Annotated in this window: 19 protein-coding genes, 1 tRNA gene and 1 pseudogene; 13 read left to right on the top strand and 8 right to left on the bottom strand. The window is 68.6% G+C overall.

Annotated elements, in window-relative coordinates:
* Window positions 1–469 precede the first annotated feature (469 nt).
* The gene (locus tag BLA60_RS44820; protein WP_211288733.1) at window positions 470–2005 is read left to right on the top strand and encodes a transcriptional regulator; all 1536 of its coding nucleotides are present in this window, start codon (window positions 470–472) and stop codon (window positions 2003–2005) included.
* Here the strand turns inward: BLA60_RS44820 and BLA60_RS14880 are convergent, their stop codons facing one another.
* The 3 genes from BLA60_RS14880 to BLA60_RS14870 all read right to left on the bottom strand — a co-directional run bounded on the left by BLA60_RS14880 (window position 2006) and on the right by BLA60_RS14870 (window position 4426).
* Complete coding sequence (locus BLA60_RS14880; protein ID WP_075133468.1) at window positions 2006–2356, bottom strand: signal peptidase I; 351 nt, start codon at window positions 2354–2356, stop codon at window positions 2006–2008.
* Complete coding sequence (locus BLA60_RS14875) at window positions 2356–3870, bottom strand: transcriptional regulator (protein WP_075133467.1); 1515 nt, start codon at window positions 3868–3870, stop codon at window positions 2356–2358. Before BLA60_RS14875 ends, BLA60_RS14880 begins: the two co-directional genes overlap by 1 nt.
* A gap of 172 nt (window positions 3871–4042) precedes the next feature.
* Window positions 4043–4426 (bottom strand): transcriptional regulator, encoded by a 384-nt coding sequence (locus BLA60_RS14870; RefSeq protein WP_075133466.1) that lies wholly within the window; start codon window positions 4424–4426, stop codon window positions 4043–4045.
* Between the two features lie 367 nt (window positions 4427–4793).
* On the opposite strand from BLA60_RS14870, the gene BLA60_RS14860 reads away from it, so the two are divergent.
* The 4 genes and pseudogenes from BLA60_RS14860 to BLA60_RS43210 all read left to right on the top strand — a co-directional run.
* Window positions 4794–5114 carry a hypothetical protein gene (locus BLA60_RS14860; RefSeq protein ID WP_075133464.1) on the top strand — a complete coding sequence of 107 codons (321 nt, stop codon included), beginning with the start codon at window positions 4794–4796 and terminating at the stop codon, window positions 5112–5114.
* On the top strand, window positions 5111–5434 hold the full coding sequence (locus BLA60_RS14855) for a hypothetical protein (protein WP_075133700.1): 324 nt from the start codon (window positions 5111–5113) through the stop codon (window positions 5432–5434). Before BLA60_RS14860 ends, BLA60_RS14855 begins: the two co-directional genes overlap by 4 nt.
* Window positions 5431–6168, top strand: a complete 738-nt coding sequence (locus BLA60_RS14850; protein ID WP_075133463.1) for a hypothetical protein — start codon at window positions 5431–5433, stop codon at window positions 6166–6168. The genes BLA60_RS14855 and BLA60_RS14850 overlap by 4 nt, the downstream gene beginning before the upstream one ends.
* Before the next feature lie 17 nt (window positions 6169–6185).
* Window positions 6186–7867, top strand: a pseudogene (locus BLA60_RS43210) (cell division protein FtsK); the annotation flags it as partial.
* Here BLA60_RS43210 and BLA60_RS14840 read toward each other — a convergent pair.
* Window positions 7850–8848 (bottom strand): IS481 family transposase, encoded by a 999-nt coding sequence (locus BLA60_RS14840; RefSeq protein WP_075133699.1) that lies wholly within the window; start codon window positions 8846–8848, stop codon window positions 7850–7852. The pseudogene BLA60_RS43210 and the gene BLA60_RS14840 sit on opposite strands and share 18 nt — an antisense overlap.
* 146 nt (window positions 8849–8994) lie before the next feature.
* Here BLA60_RS14840 and BLA60_RS14835 point away from each other — a divergent pair, with 146 nt between their 5' ends.
* The gene (locus BLA60_RS14835; protein WP_075133462.1) at window positions 8995–9432 is read left to right on the top strand and encodes a hypothetical protein; all 438 of its coding nucleotides are present in this window, start codon (window positions 8995–8997) and stop codon (window positions 9430–9432) included.
* A gap of 366 nt (window positions 9433–9798) precedes the next feature.
* The gene (locus BLA60_RS14830) at window positions 9799–11550 is read left to right on the top strand and encodes a recombinase family protein (RefSeq protein WP_075133461.1); all 1752 of its coding nucleotides are present in this window, start codon (window positions 9799–9801) and stop codon (window positions 11548–11550) included.
* Here the strand turns inward: BLA60_RS14830 and BLA60_RS14825 are convergent.
* Window positions 11532–11615: transfer RNA gene (locus BLA60_RS14825), tRNA-Leu, on the bottom strand. The two genes, BLA60_RS14830 and BLA60_RS14825, sit on opposite strands and share 19 nt — an antisense overlap.
* 149 nt (window positions 11616–11764) lie before the next feature.
* Here BLA60_RS14825 and BLA60_RS14820 point away from each other — a divergent pair.
* Both BLA60_RS14820 and BLA60_RS14815 read left to right on the top strand, forming a co-directional pair.
* A complete protein-coding gene (locus BLA60_RS14820; protein WP_075133698.1) occupies window positions 11765–13081 on the top strand; it encodes a M20/M25/M40 family metallo-hydrolase in 1317 nt (438 codons plus the stop codon).
* Window positions 13082–13171: 90 nt separating this feature from the next.
* Entirely contained in the window at window positions 13172–13714 is a 543-nt protein-coding gene (locus tag BLA60_RS14815) for a DUF2231 domain-containing protein (RefSeq protein WP_075133460.1), read from the top strand.
* 11 nt (window positions 13715–13725) lie between these two features.
* On the opposite strand, the gene BLA60_RS14810 is transcribed toward BLA60_RS14815, so the two are convergent.
* From BLA60_RS14810 to BLA60_RS14800, 3 genes are all read right to left on the bottom strand, one after another.
* Window positions 13726–13941 (bottom strand): DUF5703 family protein, encoded by a 216-nt coding sequence (locus BLA60_RS14810; RefSeq protein WP_075133459.1) that lies wholly within the window; start codon window positions 13939–13941, stop codon window positions 13726–13728.
* The gene (locus BLA60_RS14805) at window positions 13938–14948 is read right to left on the bottom strand and encodes a YncE family protein (RefSeq protein ID WP_075133697.1); all 1011 of its coding nucleotides are present in this window, start codon (window positions 14946–14948) and stop codon (window positions 13938–13940) included. Before BLA60_RS14805 ends, BLA60_RS14810 begins: the two co-directional genes overlap by 4 nt.
* A 151-nt stretch (window positions 14949–15099) precedes the next feature.
* The gene (locus tag BLA60_RS14800; RefSeq protein WP_075133458.1) at window positions 15100–16077 is read right to left on the bottom strand and encodes an aldo/keto reductase; all 978 of its coding nucleotides are present in this window, start codon (window positions 16075–16077) and stop codon (window positions 15100–15102) included.
* 123 nt (window positions 16078–16200) lie between these two features.
* Between BLA60_RS14800 and BLA60_RS14795 the strand changes: the two genes are divergently transcribed.
* From BLA60_RS14795 to BLA60_RS14780, 4 genes are all read left to right on the top strand, one after another.
* Window positions 16201–17247 (top strand): LLM class F420-dependent oxidoreductase, encoded by a 1047-nt coding sequence (locus tag BLA60_RS14795; protein ID WP_075133457.1) that lies wholly within the window; start codon window positions 16201–16203, stop codon window positions 17245–17247.
* Between the two features lie 3 nt (window positions 17248–17250).
* Entirely contained in the window at window positions 17251–18090 is an 840-nt protein-coding gene (locus tag BLA60_RS14790) for an undecaprenyl-diphosphate phosphatase (protein ID WP_075133456.1), read from the top strand.
* A 12-nt stretch (window positions 18091–18102) separates the two neighbouring features.
* The gene (locus BLA60_RS14785) at window positions 18103–18798 is read left to right on the top strand and encodes a histidine phosphatase family protein (RefSeq protein WP_075133455.1); all 696 of its coding nucleotides are present in this window, start codon (window positions 18103–18105) and stop codon (window positions 18796–18798) included.
* A gap of 152 nt (window positions 18799–18950) precedes the next feature.
* The gene (locus tag BLA60_RS14780) at window positions 18951–19514 is read left to right on the top strand and encodes a hypothetical protein (protein WP_075133454.1); all 564 of its coding nucleotides are present in this window, start codon (window positions 18951–18953) and stop codon (window positions 19512–19514) included.

Below are 19514 nucleotides of genomic sequence, written 5' to 3'. Positions count from 1 at the left end.
TTGGTGTGAAGGCGGGCAGGGGAGTTGGTGTTACTGGGGCTGGTGGCTGCTGTCTGGGATGAGCGGGGTTCGGCGGGAGGCTCGGGATCGGAGCGCGTTGGCCGCGTTGGTGAGGCAGTTGGCTAGGGCGATTTCTGCTGCTGGGGCGTCTGGGGTGGCTCGCTGGGAGTCGGCGTCGAGGAAGCGGAGGACGTAGCGGCTCAGCTTGGCGTTGAGGACGGTGAGGTCGTGCATGAGTACGCCGTCGTCGTGGGCGGCCTGGTCCGGGGGCGGGATGCAGGGGATGGGAGGCAGTTCGTTGGGCATGGGTGCCTCTGATTGGTGACGTGGGTGGGCTTGTGACCTGCGGTGACTGTTGTGCTTCACTTGAAATCACCATGTCATCAGCTTGGGATCAGCTCAACGATCTTGGTGCGACATGGACACGACATGTCGCGACACCCATGGACGGGTGACGGGGAGGGGCCTGATGCGGACGTTTCGCACCGTGCTGGAGAAGTTGATCTGGCAGCGGCGGCAGACCGTTGAAGAGTTCGCCGAGTCCGTCGAGTTGTTCGCTCGGGAGCATGGGGAGCCGGGCACGATCAGTGTGCGGCACTTGCAGCGGCTGGTCTCGGGGCGTGGCCCGGGTGGAAGACCGCTCGGAACCGTCCGTCCGGCCACCGCTCGCCTGCTTGAACGCATGTTGGGCGTGACGGTGGACGAGCTGCTTGCTTCCGCCACCGATGATCACGAAGTCGACCTGGAGGGCGCGGGGCTCGTCCCGAAGGAAGCGGGGGACACGGTTGGCGGTTGGGTTCCCGAGGCCACCCGGGAGGAGGTCGCGGCGCTGGTCGACGGGTTGAGCCTCGACGAAGTTCAAGATCGGGGAGTGCGGCTACGGGGTGTCAGGCGGAGCCGACTTGCGGCCGCCCTGGCGGACTACTACGACGCTGCGTCGGGTGGCTTGTTGTACAGACCGAGTGTGGACGGGCATCGGGTGGCGACATCCGTGCTGACCCGGGCGGAGTGGCTGGACCTGAGCATCCCACTTGGTCCGGACACCGACCGGATCGGGCTGGCTGACGTGGAGTTGGACAGCGTCGGGCGTATCGAGCGGGGACACGCGGTGGACCGGCTCACCGAGGCGGCGATGCTCGGGGTACGGATCACGAACGAGCCGTTGTATCGGTTGCTGGACGTCGACATTCGGGGCGGCGTGATCTCGGGCAGCGTCGGGCTTGCGCCCTTCGGTGTGTATGCGCTGACCATGGACCTGTTGGAACGGGAGCTGGCTGACGCGCTGGTCAACGGTCGGCCGATTGGGCGGGGTGACCTTCCCCTGCGGGATCGGTACCTTCCCGACGTCGAAACCGTGCTTGACCTGCATGGACGGCTTTGCGCGGGTGGCGTTGTCGCTCTGTGTGCCATCGCTCGGCCGGCGGACGCCTACCGGGGTGAGGCCGACTACGCGTTGCTCGTGCAGGAGCGGTCAGGGCAGGTGGTGAACGCGGCAGGACGGCTGGCTGTCATACCGAAGGGGTTCCATGAGCCGTTGACGGACGTCGCGGGGGACGCTCGGATCGGGGCGACGTTGGTTCGCGAGATGGAAGAGGAACTGTTCGGAAGGGCGGAGCTGGATAGCACCGCCGACGGGCGGCGGGCGGCGGCGCCGATGCATTCGAGTCGGCTCTCGGAGGCGATGCGGTGGCTCACAGCGTCGCCGGCACGGCTGCGGATGGAGTGCACCGGGTTCGGGTTCAACCTGGTCAGCGGGAACTACGAGTTCGCCTGTCTGGTCGTGATCGAGGATGAGGAGTTCTGGCCGCAGTTCGGTGGGGTTGTCGAGGCCAACTGGGAGTCGGCTGGGCTTCGGGTGTACTCCAGTTTGGATGATCATTTGCTGGCGAAGCTGGCTGGAGACGAGAGCTGGAGTAACGAGGGGCTTTTTGCGTTCCTGCAAGGGCTTCGGCGGTTGCGGGACGTCGGTGGGCGGCGGGTGAAGCTGCCGGCTGTCGAGCTGTGATCAGGTGGCTGAGGGCCAGCGGACCACCATCACCGTCGAGTCGGTCAGGGCTTTCCAGGAGTGGTCTATGCCTGGTCCCCAGAGGGCGTAGTCGCCCTGGGTTCGGAGGGTGCGGCTGCCCTCGGTGAGGTCTATGCGGAACTCGCCGTCGACCAGGAGTACGAGGGTTGTGCGTTGGTCGTCGACGGTCCATTCGGCGCGCTTTTCGCCGGCTGGGTGGACGGCCCACTTCACTTCGACGTCCTTGCTGTGGAGGATGTCGTCAGGCGGGGTGATGAAGTGACCGAGGAGCCAGCCTCGGTTGTCCTTCGTCTCCTCCGGTGCGTTGCCGAAGCGCCAGTTCGTTGCCACTAGCGGATCTCCCACTCGATCTCCGGGGCGTCGACTCGGTTGCCGCCGACCTGGGTTAGCCTACGAAGGCCCTGCAACAGGGCGAACAGGCCCTCGTTGCTCCACGCGCCGTCGCCGATGAGTTCGGTGAGCATGGAGCGGTCGAGGCTTGAGTACTGGCGTAGGGACGTCGCTTCCCAGTTGGCTTCGATGTGGCCGCCGTAGTGCTGCCAGAACTCCTCGTCGTCGATGACGATCAGGCCGGCGAACTCGAAGTTGCCGCTCACCAGGTTGAGGCCGAAGCCGGTGCATTCCATGCGTAGTCGGCCGGGTTCGGCCATGAGCCAGCGCATCGGTTCGGACTGGCGGCTGGGGTGCATGGGGTCGGCGCGGAGCGGTAGGCCGTTGGTGCTGTCGATGTCGTCGCGGCCGAAGAGTTCCTCTTCCATCTCGCGGCGGAGGGTGGCGCCGATGTGGGCGTCGGCGCGGTAGTCGGTCAGGGGTTCGTGGAAGCCCTTGGGGATCACGGCCAGGCGGCGGGCGGCGTTGACGACGTGGCCTGATCGTTCCTGGACCAGGAGCACGTAGTCAGCGGGGCCGCGGAGTGGGTCCGCGGGGCGGGCTATGGCGCAGAGGGCGAGGGTGCCGCCGCAGCAGAGGCGTTCGGGCAGGTCGAGCACCGACTTGATGTTGGGCAGGTACTTGTCTCGGAGCGGGAGCGAGCCCGGTTCCAGCGGCTCGTTGGTGGCCAGGGCGTCTACCAACTCGCCTTCGAGGAGGTCCATGGTGAGGGCGTAACGGACGAACCGGGTGACCTCGGTCGTTGCGGCGATCTCGCCCGCGCGAGGGGCTACCTGGGTGAGGCGGAACAACGGGCCGTCGAGCATGCGGATGTTCAGCGCGAGGGTCTCGGCGATGCGTTGGGCGGCTCGGCCGGCGCTGTTGGCGTCGAGTGTGAGGTCGTTGTCCGGGGTGGTGTTCGTGACAGTGATCTTGTCGGCGGGAGGCAGCAGGGGACAGGCGAGGTCGAGCCAGTCAGGGTGGGTGAGGACGCTGGTCAGCGCCTCTTCGCCGTGGAGGGCGGCTACGTACTGGCCGTGGCCGGTCGTCCGGTCCGGGTAGTAGGTGTGCAAGGCGTCGGCTATGCGCCACTGGTCGACGCGGCCTCGCCGTGCGGCTCGGTCGTGTAGTTGGCGCTGGTCGAGTTGGGTCAGGCGGGCGGCCACTTCTCGACGTGCGGTGCCTGGTGACCAGTGGGCGTGTTCGTCGAGCCAGTGCAGGGCCGCGCTGATGTTGGGGTCAGCGCCGAGGCGGTGTTCGGCGTCGGGTGTGCTCTCGGCGGCGGCTGGGGCCGGGGCTTCGGTGGTGAGCGCGGCGAACCGTGCCTGGACCGCCGGGGACGCCTGTTCCAGCGCGGTGTCCAGGATCTCTTGCATTGCCGACTGGGGGCGGAGGGTCGGTTTCTGGTGCCAGCCGGCGACGGTTCGGACGCCGATGCCGAGGCGTTTCGCGAATGCGTCGTTGCTGAGGCGCATTGCCGTCTGGAGTGCGCACGCGGTGCGGCCGGTCCAGCCGTCTACCGATTCCACGCCTTGCTGACCCCCGTTGTCTTGTTACGCATCGGTTCCGCACTGGTTGTGCGTCGCTTGGTCATGGGTTGCCCGGTGAATCCGGCGTGGAATTGACGGCATGGAAAACAACAACCGCCTACTTACCGGGCCGGACGTTGTCGATGACCGTGGTCATGCCGGACTTGAGGTCGTCGAGGCGCTCGGTGATCTCTTCGAGGCGCTGTTCGAGAGCGTCCAGGCGGGACCAGAGGGTGTCGCCCTGGTCGGTGATGGGCTCGTTGACCTCGGGTGGGCGGCGGCCGTGCAGGACGGCGTCCAGGTGCTGGGGGTGCCAGCCGAGGGTCACGGAGAGGGACTCGAGGGTCCTGGTGCTGCGGCGACGTTCGACGGTGTGGTGTTGCAGCTCGCGGACGATCGCCTGGGAGACGCGGGAGCGTTCGGCGAGTTCGCGTTGGCGCCAGCCCAGCTCGTTCACGCGCTCGTTGATCGCCTTGGCGACTGCCGCCCAGTCCTCCGACACCTATTCCTCCGCGCTCCGCCTCAGCGCTGACATTAGCGGCTTTGGCTGATTCCACGGGGTAGTAACCGCGCGTTTCGCGTCGCGGCCGGACAGATCTGTCGTTCGGCAAGCTGAAATTATCAATTGAGAGCTGAAATTAGCTCTTCGCGCCTTTAAGGACTTTCCTGATGAATGCTGCTGTGCCCGATTCCGGGCGTGAGTTCTACGGGGTACGGGAGGCCGCTTGGCTGCTCGGTGTCCCTGAGTCGGTCGTGAGCCGGGGTGTCCGGGTCGGGTCCATCCCGGCGGTCTCGCGTCGCGGTCGGCTGGTTGTGCCGGGCCACGTGGTCAGGCGGCTGCTCGGTGAGCCGGTCGGGGGTGACCGACCTTGATCGACTTTGAGGAGTTGGCTGCTCGGCTCGATCGGTTCGAACAGGTTCCTGACCAGGTGCTGTGGGAGATCGTGACCCGGGACGGGACGTGTGCGTGGCTGTACGAGAACGAGCTTGAGCCGGGCTGGGCGGGGCTGACCGATCGGGAGGTGGCGGCGCGGATCTGTGCCGGTTGTTCCGAGCGGTTGGCGTGCCTGGAGCTGGAGTTGCGTACGTCGAAGGGCCGGTCGTTGGGTGTGTGGGGTGCGCTGCCGGCGGAGGACCTGCGGGCGCTCTACCTGGTGTGGCGCGCTCGGCGGGAAGGGCGGGCGCGATGACGTTCGACCTGACTTACACGGAGTTGCTCGCGGGTGTGGGTGTGCTGGTCTCGCTGTTGTGGGTGTGGCGGGCGGGTGCTCGGCGGGCTCGGGCGGCGGCGAACGCGGCTCGGTCGGGGGCGCGGTTGTTCTCGCTCGGTGGCCGGGTGCTGTTCACGGCCGGGCTGATCGTGGGGGTTCAGTGGCTGGTGATCAGTCACCCGTCGGCGGGTAAGTGGCTGGTGCTGGCGGTGTTGGGGTTGCCGGCGCTGTTCGCGTCGTACGTGCTCACTCGGGCGTTGACCGTGACGGTGGACCGGCGGCGGGGTGAGCGGCGATGAGCACGCGGGACGCGCGGCATGTGCCGTTGACCAGTGCGCAGCGGCTCGCCCAGGACGCGGCCGAGGCTGCCGAGGTACGGGCGTATCTGACGCATCCGGATGTGGTGGCGTTGCGGATCGAGCGGGTTCGGTCGCAGGTGGACTGGATGTGTTGGACCGGGATCGGGCTCGGGTTGGCGTTCACGATGACGAACGTTCAGGTGTTCGCGTCGGCTGATAGTCCGGTGTGGTCGTTGGCCTGGTTGGCGGCGTGGGTGCTTGATCCAACCGTGTCGTTGATCTTGATCGCGATTCTGCGGGCGGAGCAGGTGACGGCTCGGTACCGGGTGCGGACGGGGCCGTGGGTTCGGCGGGCGAAGTGGTTGACCTTGACGGCTACGTACGTGATGAACACGTGGACGTCGTACGCCGCCGGGTCGCCGTCGGCGATCGTGCTGCACTTGGTGCCGCCGTTGGTGGTGTTCGTGGCGGCCGAGGCGATCACGGATCTGCGGGACAAGTTGAGTGAGGCTGTTGCGGTGGCTCATGCCGAGGCCGGCGGGCGTGGGCCTCGTGGGGCGGAGCTGGCTGGGCGGCGGAAGCTGTTCGCGGACTACCTCGGTGAGGCTCGGGAGGCGTGGTCGTCCGAGGTGGTGATCTCGGCGAGTTGGGTGCGTGAGGTCACCGGGTGTTCGCGTGGGTTGGCGCCTCGGGTGGCTCGGGCTCTTGCCGATGAGGTTGGTGGTCGGCGGTGAGCGTTCATGAATCGTCCATGAACAGCCACGAGTCGTTGCCGGTGCCGGCGGGATCGCGGGAGGTCGTGCCTGGTGATCCGGTGCTTGACGGGGAGTTGGTCGAGGAGGCTCGTTACTGCTCGCCTCGGTTGGGGTGGTTCGCGTCGTGGTGGCTGCGGTCGGCGCGGGTGCCGGTGTGGTTGAAGAGTCGGCGGCAGGCTGTTCAGGCGTTGAAGGATCTGGCGGTTGCTGTGGTGCGGGCACCCGATCGGTTCGTCGGGGCGGTGGTGCGTGGCGTGGTCGCCGGGGTTCGGTGGTGGCGGCGGTGGGTGACCGTTCAGGACTTTCGGGAGGCCGCGGAGCAGTCCGAGAAGCTGGCGGACAAGTTCGCTGATATTCGGGCGCTGACGCTGTTCCGGTGGCGGGTCACGGGTGCTGTTGTCGTGGTCGCCGGGCTTGGGCTGGCGTTGGTGGACCTGGTCCATGGGCGGGGCTGGTTGTGGTTCACGGTCGCGGCCGGGGCGGTGGCTCTCGCGGTGCTGGGTCGGCGGCGGGAGGGGAGTCCTGGGCGTAAGGCGGTGTTGGCTGGGCCGCGCACGTTGACCTGGACGATGGACCCTCAGGTGCTGGTGGACGCGTTCCGGGACGCGAAGCTGATCGGGAAGGACGAGACGCTTCGGCTTGTCGAGCGGGCTACGCGGGTCGGTGACGGGTGGGCGGTAACTGTCGACCTGCCGGCGACGCGCAAGGCGGCGGATGTGATCAAGCATCGTGAGGCGTTGGCGTCCGCGTTGGCGGTCGATGAGGTGCAGTTGATCGTGGAGCGGGTCCGGGGGAACGGCGGGCACGCCGGGCGGGTGTCGATGTGGGTGGCTGACTCGGACCCGTACGCGTCGCCTCCACTTCGGACGCCGTTGTTGAGGGCGGAGCGGTGGGACGCGTGGCGGCCGGTGCCGTTCGGGCGGGACGCCCGGGACCGGCGGATCGATCTGCCGTTGGTGTGGACGTCGTTGCTGGTGGGGGCGATTCCACGGCAGGGGAAGACCTTCGCTGCTCGGCTGGCGGCGGCAGGGCTCGTGCTCGACCCGTACACGCGGCTGTATGTGGCGGACTTCAAGGCGGGGAAGGACTGGGACGCGGCGGGTCAGGTGGCGTATCGGTTCATGTCGGGTGACGAGTCGGCGCACGTGGTGGAGCTGGTGGGGTGGCTGGTTGAGCTGGTGGCCGAGGTGCAGGGGCGGTATCGGCGGATGCGGGAGTTGGACGACGTGACGTGTCCGGAGTCGAAGGTCACGCCGGCGATGTCGCGTGACAGGGCGCTGGACATGCCGGTCACGGCGGTGTTCGTCGATGAGGTGCAGGTGCCGTTGGAGGACCGGACGCCGGTCGACGTGCAGGGCAAGCGACTGGCGGCGGGGGAGTACGTCGGGGAACTGCTGACGTGGCTGGCCAAGAAGGGGCCGGCTGCCGGGATCGTGTTGGTGTTGGCCACGCAGCGGCCGGATTCGAAGACGATTCCGAGTGGGCTTCGGGCGGTGTTGGGTCGCGGTTCGCGTTGCGGGTGATGGACTGGCGGGACTCGAACATCGTGCTCGGGGAGCAGATGAACACCCGTGGGTACGACAGCAGTCGTCTGCTGGCTTCGCACAAGGGTGTCGGCATCCTTCGGCCGGACGGCGACACGCAAGCCGGCGCCGACGTGCTAGCTGTACTGACCCGTGAGGTTGGGAACGCGGCTGGCGGGTGGTAGGCCGCCGAGTGCGGTGTGGCCGCGGTGGTGATTGTAGGTGTGTAGCCATCGTGGGAGGGCTTGGCGTCGTTCGGTCTCGGTTTTGTAGGGGTGGGCGTATGCCCATTCGTCGAGCAGGGTGCGGTTGAACCGTTCGACCTTGCCGTTGGTTTGGGGCCGGTAGGGGCGGGTGCGTTTGTGGGTGATCCCGGCGTCGGTGAGGGTGTTGCGCCATAGCCGTGAGCGGTAGCAGGATCCGTTGTCGGTGAGCACGCGTGCGACGGTGATTCCGTTGGTGTGGAAGAAGGTTTGGGCTCGGGTCCAGAACGCGGCGGCGGTTTCCTTGGTCTCGTCGGGCAGGATTTCGGTGTAGGCCAGTCGTGAGTGGTCGTCGACGGCGTTGTGCAGGTAGCTGTAGCCCAGGTTCGGGCGGCCACCGATCTTGCGGGGACGGGCGAGGTCGCGGTGGGCCGAGCTGTTGCGGCCACCGACAGCGCGGCCATGGATCTTGTGGCCGCCGCCGTCGGGGATGTTGCCCAGCTTCTTGATGTCGACATGGACCAGATCGCCGGGGGCGTCACGTTCGTAGCGGCGGATCGGCTGGCTGGTGGCCCGGTCCAGATGCGCGAGCCGGGCCAGGCCGTAGCGGACCAGCACCCGATGCGCCGTGGCTGGGTTCAGGCCGAGCAGGTAGGCGATGCGGGCGGGACCCCAGCGGCGGGCCAACCGGACCTTGACGATCCGCCGTTCGGTCCGTGTCGGGGTCCTGAGAGGGCTGGTACGCGGGCGTGAAGACCGGTCGACCATGCCCGCCGAGCCCTCGACGCGGTAGCGGTCGGCCCATCGTTTCGCCGTGCTGACCGAGACCTGGAAACGGTCCGCGGCCTGACGCAGCGGCCAACCGTCATCCACGACACACCGGGCCAGGCGCAGCCTGCCCAACTCGGTCAGGGGTGCGTTAGCGTGAGGAATGAGGGCCTCCTGGGTCACCGGTGCAGATGTCGCAATCCACACCGAACCCGGAGGCCCTCCTCATTCCAAGATCATCCGATCACGTGTCCCCGAGTTCACAACCTCCCGGGGCAATACAGCTAGCGCTGACGGTTCGGACGTACTACATGCCGAACGAGGACTGGCAGGTCATCTGCCAGCGCGGGCGGGCACTGCGGGAGGCCGAGGGCACGCTCAGCGGACAGGCGGCCGGTGACGAACAGGTGCCCGCGCTCGACCACTCGGCGGCGGTTCGGGCGATCGGGACGGGTGCCGCGCCTCAACCGGCGCGGTCGGCTGGCGTACCTGATCCATTGGCCAGCGTTGTTGACCACCTCGATGAGCTGGGTGATGAGGCACCGGAGTTCGTCTCCAACGCCGATCTTGCGGAGCTGCTCGACTTCGACCCAGCGTGGCTCGGCCGGCGACTCGCCGAACTGGGCTGCCGGTCGACACGAGAGCGCGTCACCTCCGAGGACGGCCGGGTGAGGCAGGCCCGTGGCTACCTCACGGCTGACCTGTTCACGGCGGCCGATGACGTGCGCGATCTTGGCGGTGCCCTGTGACAGCACAGCCCGAATGCCGTCACAACGGACGTTCGATGCCGTCTTGCCGTCACAGCGACTGTGACAGCAACAAAGATAGCGTGAGCTGCGAAAACAGTGGTTGTGACAGCTGTGACGGTATCCGCGATTGCCGTCACAACCGGCCAGAAACCCGCTCGCTCGCGCCCGGACTGGGACGTCATGGGCGTGCCGTCACGGGTAGGAGGCCCAGGAGAACTGAAATCAGCTCGGCACATGACGGCGTGATCGTGCGTCTGCCGGCGGAGCTTCCCCGGCTGACATCCCGCGTAGCCGCGTCCTTACTTGCGATACTGGTGGAGCTGACCGAGGTGCCGGTGCTGGATCGGCCGGGGGAAGAGGTGCGAGATGACCGCTGAGATCAGCCGTGATCCGTGGGCGACGCTGGACGAGATCATGGGTATCCAGGTGGTTGACGCGACCGATGAGGGAGTCGGTCCGTTGGCGTTCTTCGGACGGTGCTCGACCGAGGACAACCAGGACCCGACGACATCACGTGCGTGGCAGGTCGCCAACGCGCGGAACGTCGTCGAGCCGCGCGGCGGGGAGATCGTCGCCGAGTTCTTCGATATCGGGTTCTCGCGGTCAGTGCCGTGGGAGCGTCGGCCGGAGTCGGGCCGGCTGTTGGCTGAGTTGAAGCGGCCGGATCGTGGGTGGTCCGGTGTTGTCGTGGGAGAAGGCACTCGGTGCTGGTACGGCAACCAGTTCTCCTTGATCGCTCCGAAGTTCGCCGCCTACGGGGTGGATCTGTGGGTGCCGGAGTTGGGTGGGAAGTTCGACCCGCGCAACCCCTCGCACAAGATGCTGATGAGCCAGCTCGGCGCGATGAGCGAATCGGAACGCCAACACGTCCAAGCCAGGGTGCGCGCGGCGATGGACGCGCAGGTGGTCAACGAGGGCCGGCACCAGGGAGGCAGAGCGCCATACGGGTACGTGACGGTGGACGGTGGGCCGCACCCGAATCCGCGTAAGGCGGCGGAGGGCTACCGAATGCGGCTGCTCGCGCTCGATGAGCCTGCGGCCGAGGTTGTCCGGCGGATCTTCGCCGAGTACCTGGGTGGGCGTGGTGACCGAGCCATTGCGAATGGGCTGAACCGTGACGGTATCCCTTGCCCGTCCGCGCGTCGGCCTGAGCAGAACACGCACCGGCTCGCCGATGGGTGGCAAGGCAGCACCATCAGGTCGATTCTGGAGAACCCGCGCTACACCGGCTACGCGGTGTTCGGACGGTGGACCAAACACGAAGTCCTGATGGACCCGGACGACGTCGCGGCCGGACACGTGGTGCGGTTCCGCCGCTCCACACCGGAGCGGGTCGTCCGGTCACGGCGCCCGGCCCACCCGGAGATCATCTCGGTTGAGGATTTCACCCAAGCTCAGTTGCTTCGTCGGTCGAAGGCGGCCGGCGGGTTGCAGACAGCGCGGAAGACCGAGCGAACGGGCCGACCAGTGAAGCGGCCGTACTTGTTCCGAGGCCGGATCAGGTGTGCGGTGTGCTCGCGGAAGATGGAAGGCAGTCCACGCAAGCACGCCATGTACTACCGCTGCCCCGCGCGCACGCTCGCGCCGGAATCTTCGGTTCTGGCTCTTCATCCGCCGGCCGTTTATCTGCGTGAGGACACGATCCGGGACGCCGTGAACGGCTGGTTCGCGGAGCTGTTCGACCGTGACAATGTGGATCGCACGGTGGCCGCTCTCGTGGCCTCCCAGGAGGGTGCGTCGCAGAGACGGGACGGAGGAGAGGCTGCTCGGAAGCGGCTGGCAGATGCCGAGAGCCGACTCAGGAAGTACCAGGCAGCCATCACGGCCGGCGTGGATCCGGCGGCGCTGGTCGAGGTGATCAACTCCGCGCAAGCCGAACGGGTCGCGGCCCAAGCTGAGGTCGACAACGCCCCCGCACCGAACCTGATGGACGCGGCGGAGGTCCAAGCGCGGATCGACATGCTTGGCGACGTCGCGACCAAGCTCAACGACGCGACAGGGGAAGGGCTCGCAGAGCTGTACGCAGGGGCTGACCTGCAAGTTCTGTATGAGCCGGAGGCACTCACCGCTGAGATTTCGATGCGGGTGAATAGTGTGCGTGTCCGAGGGGGGACTTGAACCCCCACGCCCTTGTCGGGCACTAGCACCTCAAGCTAGCGCGTCTGCCATTCCGCCACTCGGACTCTGTGGTGGTGCACAGCGTAACGGATGGCCGAACGGGCGCCCAACCGGCCACCTCCTTGTGTGGATCACGGGGTTGACGTGGGGGTTTGTGGCGGTGGGACTCACCAGGCGCCCGGCGCAGTGGTAGGAAGGCCCTGTGACCGAGCAGATGAGCGCCCCGGTGCTGGCGCAGGATGAGGCCGTGCAGCTCACCAGTGAGTTGATCCGGATCGACACGAGCAACACCGGTGAGCTGGAGACTACTGTCGGTGAGCGGGTGGCGGCTGAGTATGTCGCTGAGAAGTTGACTGAAGTGGGGTATGAGGTCACTGTTCTCGACTCGGGGGCCCCGGGGCGCACGAACGTGTTCGCTCGGTTGGCGGGGGCCGATCGGACGCGGGGAGCCCTGCTGATCCACGGGCACCTGGACGTCGTGCCGGCTGATGCGACGGAGTGGTCGGTTCATCCTTTCTCCGGGGCGATCCAGGACGGGTACATCTGGGGTCGCGGGGCCGTCGACATGAAGGACATGGTCGGCATGACGTTGGCCGTCGCCCGGCGGTTCAGGCGGGACGGGGTTGTGCCGCCTCGGGATCTGGTGTTCGCGTTCCTTGCCGACGAGGAGGCCGGTGGGGCCTACGGCTCTCAGTGGTTGGTGGAGAACCGGGCTGATCTGTTCGACGGCGTCACCGAGGCCGTGGGGGAGGTCGGCGGGTTCTCCGTCTCGCTCGCCGACGATCTTCGGGCCTACACGATCGAGGTCGCGGAGAAGGGGATCGCCTGGATGCGGTTGCGGGTTCGGGGGCGCGCGGGGCACGGGTCGATGATCCACGAGGACAACGCGGTCACGAAGCTCGCGGCCGCGGTCGCTCGGTTGGGTGCTCATCGGTTCCCGATCGTCGTCACGGACTCGGTGCGGGCGTTCCTTGACTCGGTCAGCCAACTGACCGGGCTGGAGTTCGACGACGACGACCTCGCCGGCTCCGTGGAGAAGCTCGGGCCGCTCGCGCGGGTCGTGGGCGCCACGCTGCGCGACACCGCCAACCCGACCATGCTCACCGCCGGCTACAAGGCCAACGTCATCCCCTCCGTCGCCGAGGCCGTCGTGGACTGTCGGGTCCTTCCGGGGCGGCAGGAGGCCTTCGAACGGGAGCTCGACGAGATCCTGGGGCCGGACGTCGAGCGGGAGTGGATCACCCACCTGCCCTCCGTCGAGACCTCGTTCGACGGGGACCTCGTGGACGCGATGACCGCCGCCGTCCAGGCCGAGGACCCGGGCGCCCGGACCATCCCCTACATGCTCTCCGGCGGCACCGACGCCAAGGCCATCCACACGCTGGGCATCCGCTGCTTCGGCTTCGCCCCGCTGCGGCTGCCGGCCGACCTCGACTTCACCGCCCTGTTCCACGGGGTGGACGAGCGGGTCCCGGTCGACGCCGTACGGTTCGGGACGCGGGTGTTGGACCGGTTCCTCCGGACTTGTTGAAGTTTGTCCCCGATGGGGTGAACCGATTCGGGTCCTGGGGCGTAACGACGGTGGAACGCTCAGCAATCGACCCAGAACCCGGAGGCACCGGTGCCCGATTTCGTCGGTGGACTACCCCTACACCCCCTCGTCGTGCACTTCGTCGTCGTGCTCCTGGTGATCGCCGTCGGCGGGGCGGTCCTCATCGCCGTGTGGCCGGCGGTGCGTCGCCGCTACGGCTGGCTCGTCGTCGTGGCGGCCGGCGTCGGGACCGCGCTCGTGCCGATCACCACCAACAGCGGGGAGTTCCTGGAGAGCCGGATCGGCACCAACCCCGGCATCCAGGAGCACGCCCGGCTCGGTGACCTGCTGGTGTGGTGGGCGCTGGGCCTGTTCGTGGCCGTCACCGCCCTGATGGTGCTGCACCAGCGCGGGGAGAAGGCCCAGCCGGAACCCGCGGAGGACGGCTCCGGCGGCGGCACGATGGTGGCCACCCGGCAGGCCAGCGGCACGAAGGTCGCCGTGCTCGTCGCGGCGGTGGTGACCGTGGGGCTCGCCGTGGCCACCGGCGTCCACACCTTCCGGGTCGGCGACGCCGGCGCCCGCCTGGTGTGGGAGTTCGTGGAGGACACGCCACCGGCCAACGGTGGCTGACCTCCTCAGGACTAGGTACTCAGGCCGGGCAGGAGACCGACGGAACGGCGCCGCTTGAGCAGCACCCGTCGGCTCCCGTCCGAGTACAACCGCACATTGGACAGCTCCCACCCGGCGAACTCGGCGTGGATGGCGAGCTGGGTGGCCGCCGCGCGCCGGGACACACCCGGCGGGAGCCGCAACGGCCGATATTCCCAGTCCCCGTCGATCACCCCGTCAGCACTCATACAGCGATCACCTGTATTCCCTTTCCGGTCGCGGACGCGACGACCACACGCCCGCTGCTCGGGTCAACGGTCACGGAATTGGGTTGTTCCACCGTCGAGAACCGGTGCTTCTCCACGGGCTCGCCGCCCGCCACATCGAACCCCACAACCTCGTTACGTTCGGTGAGTGTCACCCACACGAGGTCCCGTTCCTGGTCATAGGCCAGCCCGTAGGGTGACCCGGGCACCGGGAACCGCTGGCGCATCAGCAGCGGGTCCACCGAGAACGCCAGCAGCGCCCCGCCCCGGGTGTCGGCCAGCAACACCCGGCCGAACCGGTCGGCGACCGCGTTGGTCGACCCCTCGCCCGCGCGCAGACCCTCGTCGACCGCCCCGCCCGGCACGTCCAGCATGAACACCGCGTTGCGCAGCCGGTCGAACACGACCGCGTTCTCGCCGGTCGAGAGCACCTGGTCGGCGCTGAACAGCCCGCCGCTGATCGTCCTGGCCGCCCCGTCGTCGCCGACCACCGCGACCGCCTTGCGGTCACGCACCGCGACCAGGGTGTCGTCGCCGAAGCCGACCGCGCTGGTCAGCTCGCCCTCCACCGGGGCCGTGCTGGTCCGCCCGTCAGGCAGGGAGATTCGCACCAGCTCGTCGTCGGTGGTGGCCAGCAGCGGCCCGCCGGTACCGGAAACGGTCACCGAGCGTGCCGGTGCGGACAGCTCGACGGTGGTCGGATCGGACAGGGTGTCGGCCTCGGTCAGCCGGTAGAGCAGCACCGACGGCGGCTGCTCGACGGCCACCGCCAGCACGCCGTGCTCGGCGTCCACCGCCAGCGACGTCGGCGTGCCGGTCAGGGCGGTGACCGTGCCCGACGGGGCGACCTGCGGCGCGGGGGAGCGCGCGGGGGTCGCCGCGACCGGGTTGTCCGACACCATCAGCTCGTCGCTGGGCTCGGTTGTGGAACAAGCCGTGCCCGTCGCGGCGCAACAAACGACGACCGCGACCACCATGCGACGCAACATCGACCTCCGACACGTCGGCCCGGCGGTCGCGACCACGGTGCGTCACGCCGTCGGGACGTCCTTCCAGCATCCTCCAATAACGTCCAGGACGCTAACCCCCGTTTCCGGGCCGTCGGCACCGGGGGCAACTACCGGCCGTCAGCACGCCGTGTCAGCCCAGCTGGGTCTCCGGGTAGCCGAGCTCGGGGTCGCTGACATCGTCCAGCGCGGCCCTGATCGCCGCCGGCAACGTCAGCTCCTCGGACACCAGCGAGCCGAGCAGCTGGCCGGTGTCGCGCGCGCCGACCACCGCCGAGGCCACGCCCGGCCGGTCACGCACCCAGGCCAGCGCCACCGACAGCGGCGAGGTCGCCAGCCCGTCGGCCGCGGTCACCACCGCCTGCACGATCCGCGCCGCCCGCTCGGTGCGGTGGTGGTCGACGTAGGGGGCGTAGTGGGTCGATGCGCCGCGCGAGTCGGCCGGGGTCGCCGCCCGGTACTTGCCGGTCAGCACACCCCGCCCGAGCGGCGCCCAGGCCACCAGCCCGAGACCGTGGTGCGCGGCGGCCGGCCCGACCTCCCGTTCGAGACCGCGTTCCAGCAGCGAGTACTCCATCTGCGCGCACACCAGTGGCGCGGCCAGCGGTGTCGACCGCTGCCGGCTCGCGGCCGTGGCCAGCTGCCAGCCGGTGTAGTTCGACACGCCGGCGTAGCGGACCTTGCCGCTGGTCACCGCGTGGTCGACGGCCGCCAGTGTCTCCTCAAGCGGGGTGGCGGCGTCCCACGCGTGCAGCTGCCACAGGTCGATGTGGTCCACGCCCAGTCGGCGCAGCGAACCCTCCAGCGCGGTCAGCAGCGACCCCCGGGACGCCCCACCGCCGAACGGGCCCTCGCCGCGGCGGGCGACGGCCTTGGTGGCGAGCACGATGTCCTGGCGGGGGACCAGGTCGTCGAGCAGCGAGCCCAGGATCCGCTCGCTCTCCCCGTCGCTGTAGACATCGGCCGTGTCCACCAGGGTGCCGCCGAGGTCGGCGAACGCGACCAGCTGGCTGGCGGCCTCGTCGGCGTCGGTGTCCCGCCCCCACGTCATGGTGCCCAGCCCGATCCTGGACACCCTCAGCCCACTGGCGCCGAGGTGTCGTTGCTCCACCGGGGAAGCCTAAGCGGCCGACCTCGTTCCCGCTGGCAGAACCCCCGAACAGCCCGAAATCGGCACCGGGGGACCGTGCGTAGATCACAGTACCGAAGCGGCGACTGTCGGTATTGTCAGCCGATGCGACTCGGACTGAACCTCGGCTACTGGGGTGCCGGCAACGACGCCAACAATCTGGAACTCGCCAAGGAGGCCGACCGGCTCGGCTACTCGGTGGCGTGGGCGGCGGAGGCCTACGGCTCCGACGTGCCGACCGTGCTGGCGTGGGTGGCCGCCCACACCGAACGGATCGACGTCGGCAGCGGCATCCTGCAGATCCCCGCCCGCCAGCCGACGATGGCCGCGATGACCGCCGCCACGCTCGACACCCTCTCCGGCGGCCGGTTCCGGCTCGGGCTAGGCGTGTCCGGCCCGCAGGTCTCCGAAGGCTGGTACGGGGTCAAGTTCGACAAGCCGCTGGCCCGCACCCGGGAGTACGTCGAGATCGTCCGCAGCGCGCTGCGCCGGGAGCGGGTGTCGTTCCAGGGCAAGCACTTCACCCTGCCGCTGCCCGATGGCCCCGGCAAGCCGCTCAAGCTGATCGTGCACCCGGTGCGCGAGGAGATCCCGGTCTACCTGGCGTCCATCGGCCCGAAGAACCTGGAGCTGACCGGCGAGATCGCCGACGGCTGGCTGGCGATCTTCTACTCGCCGCGCTACGGCCCCGAGTCGCTGGAGCTGATCGCGAAGGGCCGGGAGAAGGTCGGCAAGACCCTGGAGGGTTTCGACGTCGCGGCGACCGTGCCGATGATCGTCAACGACGACTGGAAGGTCGCGGCCGACAGCGTGCGCCCGTACGCGGCGCTGTACGTCGGCGGGATGGGCAGCCGGGAGCAGAACTTCTACAACAACCTGGCCTGCCGGATGGGCTTCGAGGCCGAGGCCGCCGAGGTGCAGAACCGCTACCTGGCCAAGGACTACGCGGGCGCGGCGGCGACCGTGCCGCTGGAGTTCATCGACCAGACCTCGCTGCTTGGCCAGAAGGAACGTATAGCAGACGGCATGGTCGCCCTCGCCGAGTCGGGGGTCACCACACTCACCATTTCCACGGTGCTGCAAGATCTTGAGCACAGCATCGCGACCCTGCGTGTCGCGGTGGAAGCTCTTGATCTCGCGGGAGTTGGGTAGTAGTTGAGCTGGCTGGAAGCCCTCGTTCTCGGACTTGTTCAGGGACTCACGGAGTTCCTGCCGATCTCCTCCAGTGCGCACCTGCGGATCACCGCGGCGTTCGCCGGCTGGGGCGACCCCGGTGCGGCGTTCACCGCGGTCGTCCAGCTCGGCACGGAAACCGCGGTGATCCTGTACTTCCGGAAGAAGATCGGCCGGATCCTGGCCGGCTGGTTCCGGTCGCTGCGCCGACCGTCGCTGTGGCGGGACGACCCGGACGCGCGGATGGGCTGGCTGGTGATCATCGGCACCATCCCGATCGCTGTGCTCGGCCTGCTGTTCGAGGACGAGATCGAGCACGCCTTCCGTGACCTGCGGCTGATCGCGGCGACGCTGATCGTGTTCGGCATCGTGCTGGGGATCGCCGACCACCTGGGCCGGCGCGACCGCGGCCTGGACCACCTGACGGTGCCGCACGGCATCGGGTTCGGTTTCGCGCAGGCGCTCGCGCTGATCCCCGGGGTGTCGCGTTCCGGCGGCACGATCACCGCCGGCCGGCTGCTGGGCTACCGGCGCGAGGAGGCGGCCGAGTACGCGTTCCTGCTGGCGGTGCCGGCGGTGTTCGCCTCGGGGCTCTACCAGCTGGCCGACATCGGCGGCGGCCAGGCACCGGAGTGGGGTCCGACGGTCGTGGCGACGATCGTGTCGTTCGTGGTCGGCTACGCGGTGATCGCCTGGCTGATGCGGTTCATCAAGACGCACAGCTTCCTGCCGTTCGTCGGCTACCGGATCGCGTTGGGCATCGTGTTGCTGGTCCTGGTCGGGGCCGGTGTGCTGGAGCCGGATGCCGGCCCGGCCATGTGATCTACTGGCGGGGTGGCGACCGTCGTTCTGCTCAGGCATGCCCGTTCCACCGCCAACGGTTCCGGTGTTCTCGCCGGACGTTCACCGGGGGTGGAGCTGGACGAGACCGGGCGCGGGCAGGCTCAGCGGCTGGTGAGTCGGCTGGAGCCGGTGCCGCTGGCGGAGGTCGTCTGCTCGCCGCTGCTGCGCTGTGAGCAGACGGTCGCGCCGCTGGTGGCCGCGCGCGGGCTGGTGCCGGTGACCGAGCCCGGCCTGTCCGAGGTGGACTACGGCGACTGGACCGGGCGGGAGCTCAAGACCCTGTTCTCCGAGCCACTGTGGTCGGTGGTGCAGCAGCACCCGTCGGCGGCGGTGTTCCCGGCGGGGGAGGGCCTGGCCCAGATGCAGACCAGGGCGGTCGCGGCGGTGCGGGCGCACGACGCGCGGATCACCGCCGAGCACGGGCCGCGTGCGGTGTGGTTGCTGTGCAGCCACGGCGACGTGCTGAAGTCGATCATCGCCGACGCGCTCGGCCAGCACCTGGACGCGTTCCAGCGGATCGTGGTGAACCCGGCGTCGGTGTCGGTGGTCCAGTACACCGACACCCGGCCGTTCGTGCTGCGGATGAACGACACCGGCGGTGAGCTGGCCAGCATCGTCCCGCCGGAGCAGCAGGAGGCCCCTGCCGGGCAGGCGGTTCCCGGGGGCGAGACCGGCCGGTCAGCGTAGCCGCGCACAGACGTTCACAATTTGTGGGAAACCTGTTCGTCCAGGTGGGTGACTGTGCCAGTATCGTCCACCGTTCCGAACACGCATCGCACACAAGTCATCGACGCGGGCCGGGCCGGCGGCGTGCCGGCCGGGGGCCGAGGGAGAAAGTCATGTCGCAGCCATACGGTGGTCAGCAGCCACCGCAGGGGTCCAACCAGAACTACCAGGGCTATCCGCAGGCGCCGCAGGCACCGGCGGGTGGCTACGGGTCGATGCCCCAGGCACCCCAGGAGTACACCGGCGGTCCGATTCCGCGTCCCGGCGCGGTGACCGCGGCCGCCGTGCTGGCGTTCGTCCAGGCGGGTCTCACGACGATCACCACGCTCATCGTGTGGATCGGCGTGTTCAACCTGGAGGGCGGGGAGATGGCGATGCAGGCGCTGATCGCCCTGGCCCAGACCGCCGGCGTGGTGCTGCTCATCATGGGCGGGCTGCAGATGATGTCCGGCAAGGGTCGCACGCTGCTGATCGTGGGTGCGGCGCTCGAGGTGGCGATCTCGCTGTTCTACATGATCATCTACTCGACGCTGGACGCCGGCGGGATCGACGTCCTGGAGGGCGCGAAGGCGCTGCTCATCGGTGCCGCGGTGTTCTTCGCGATCATGCCGGTGATCTGCATCGTGCTCGCTCGGGGCGCGCTGGCCACGCAGTACCTGCAGCCCCACCGCCGCTGA

The organism is Actinophytocola xinjiangensis, from assembly GCF_001921215.1.
Classification (GTDB): Bacteria; Actinomycetota; Actinomycetes; order Mycobacteriales; family Pseudonocardiaceae; genus Actinophytocola; species Actinophytocola xinjiangensis.
This window is presented reverse-complemented; position numbering and strand designations above follow the sequence as displayed.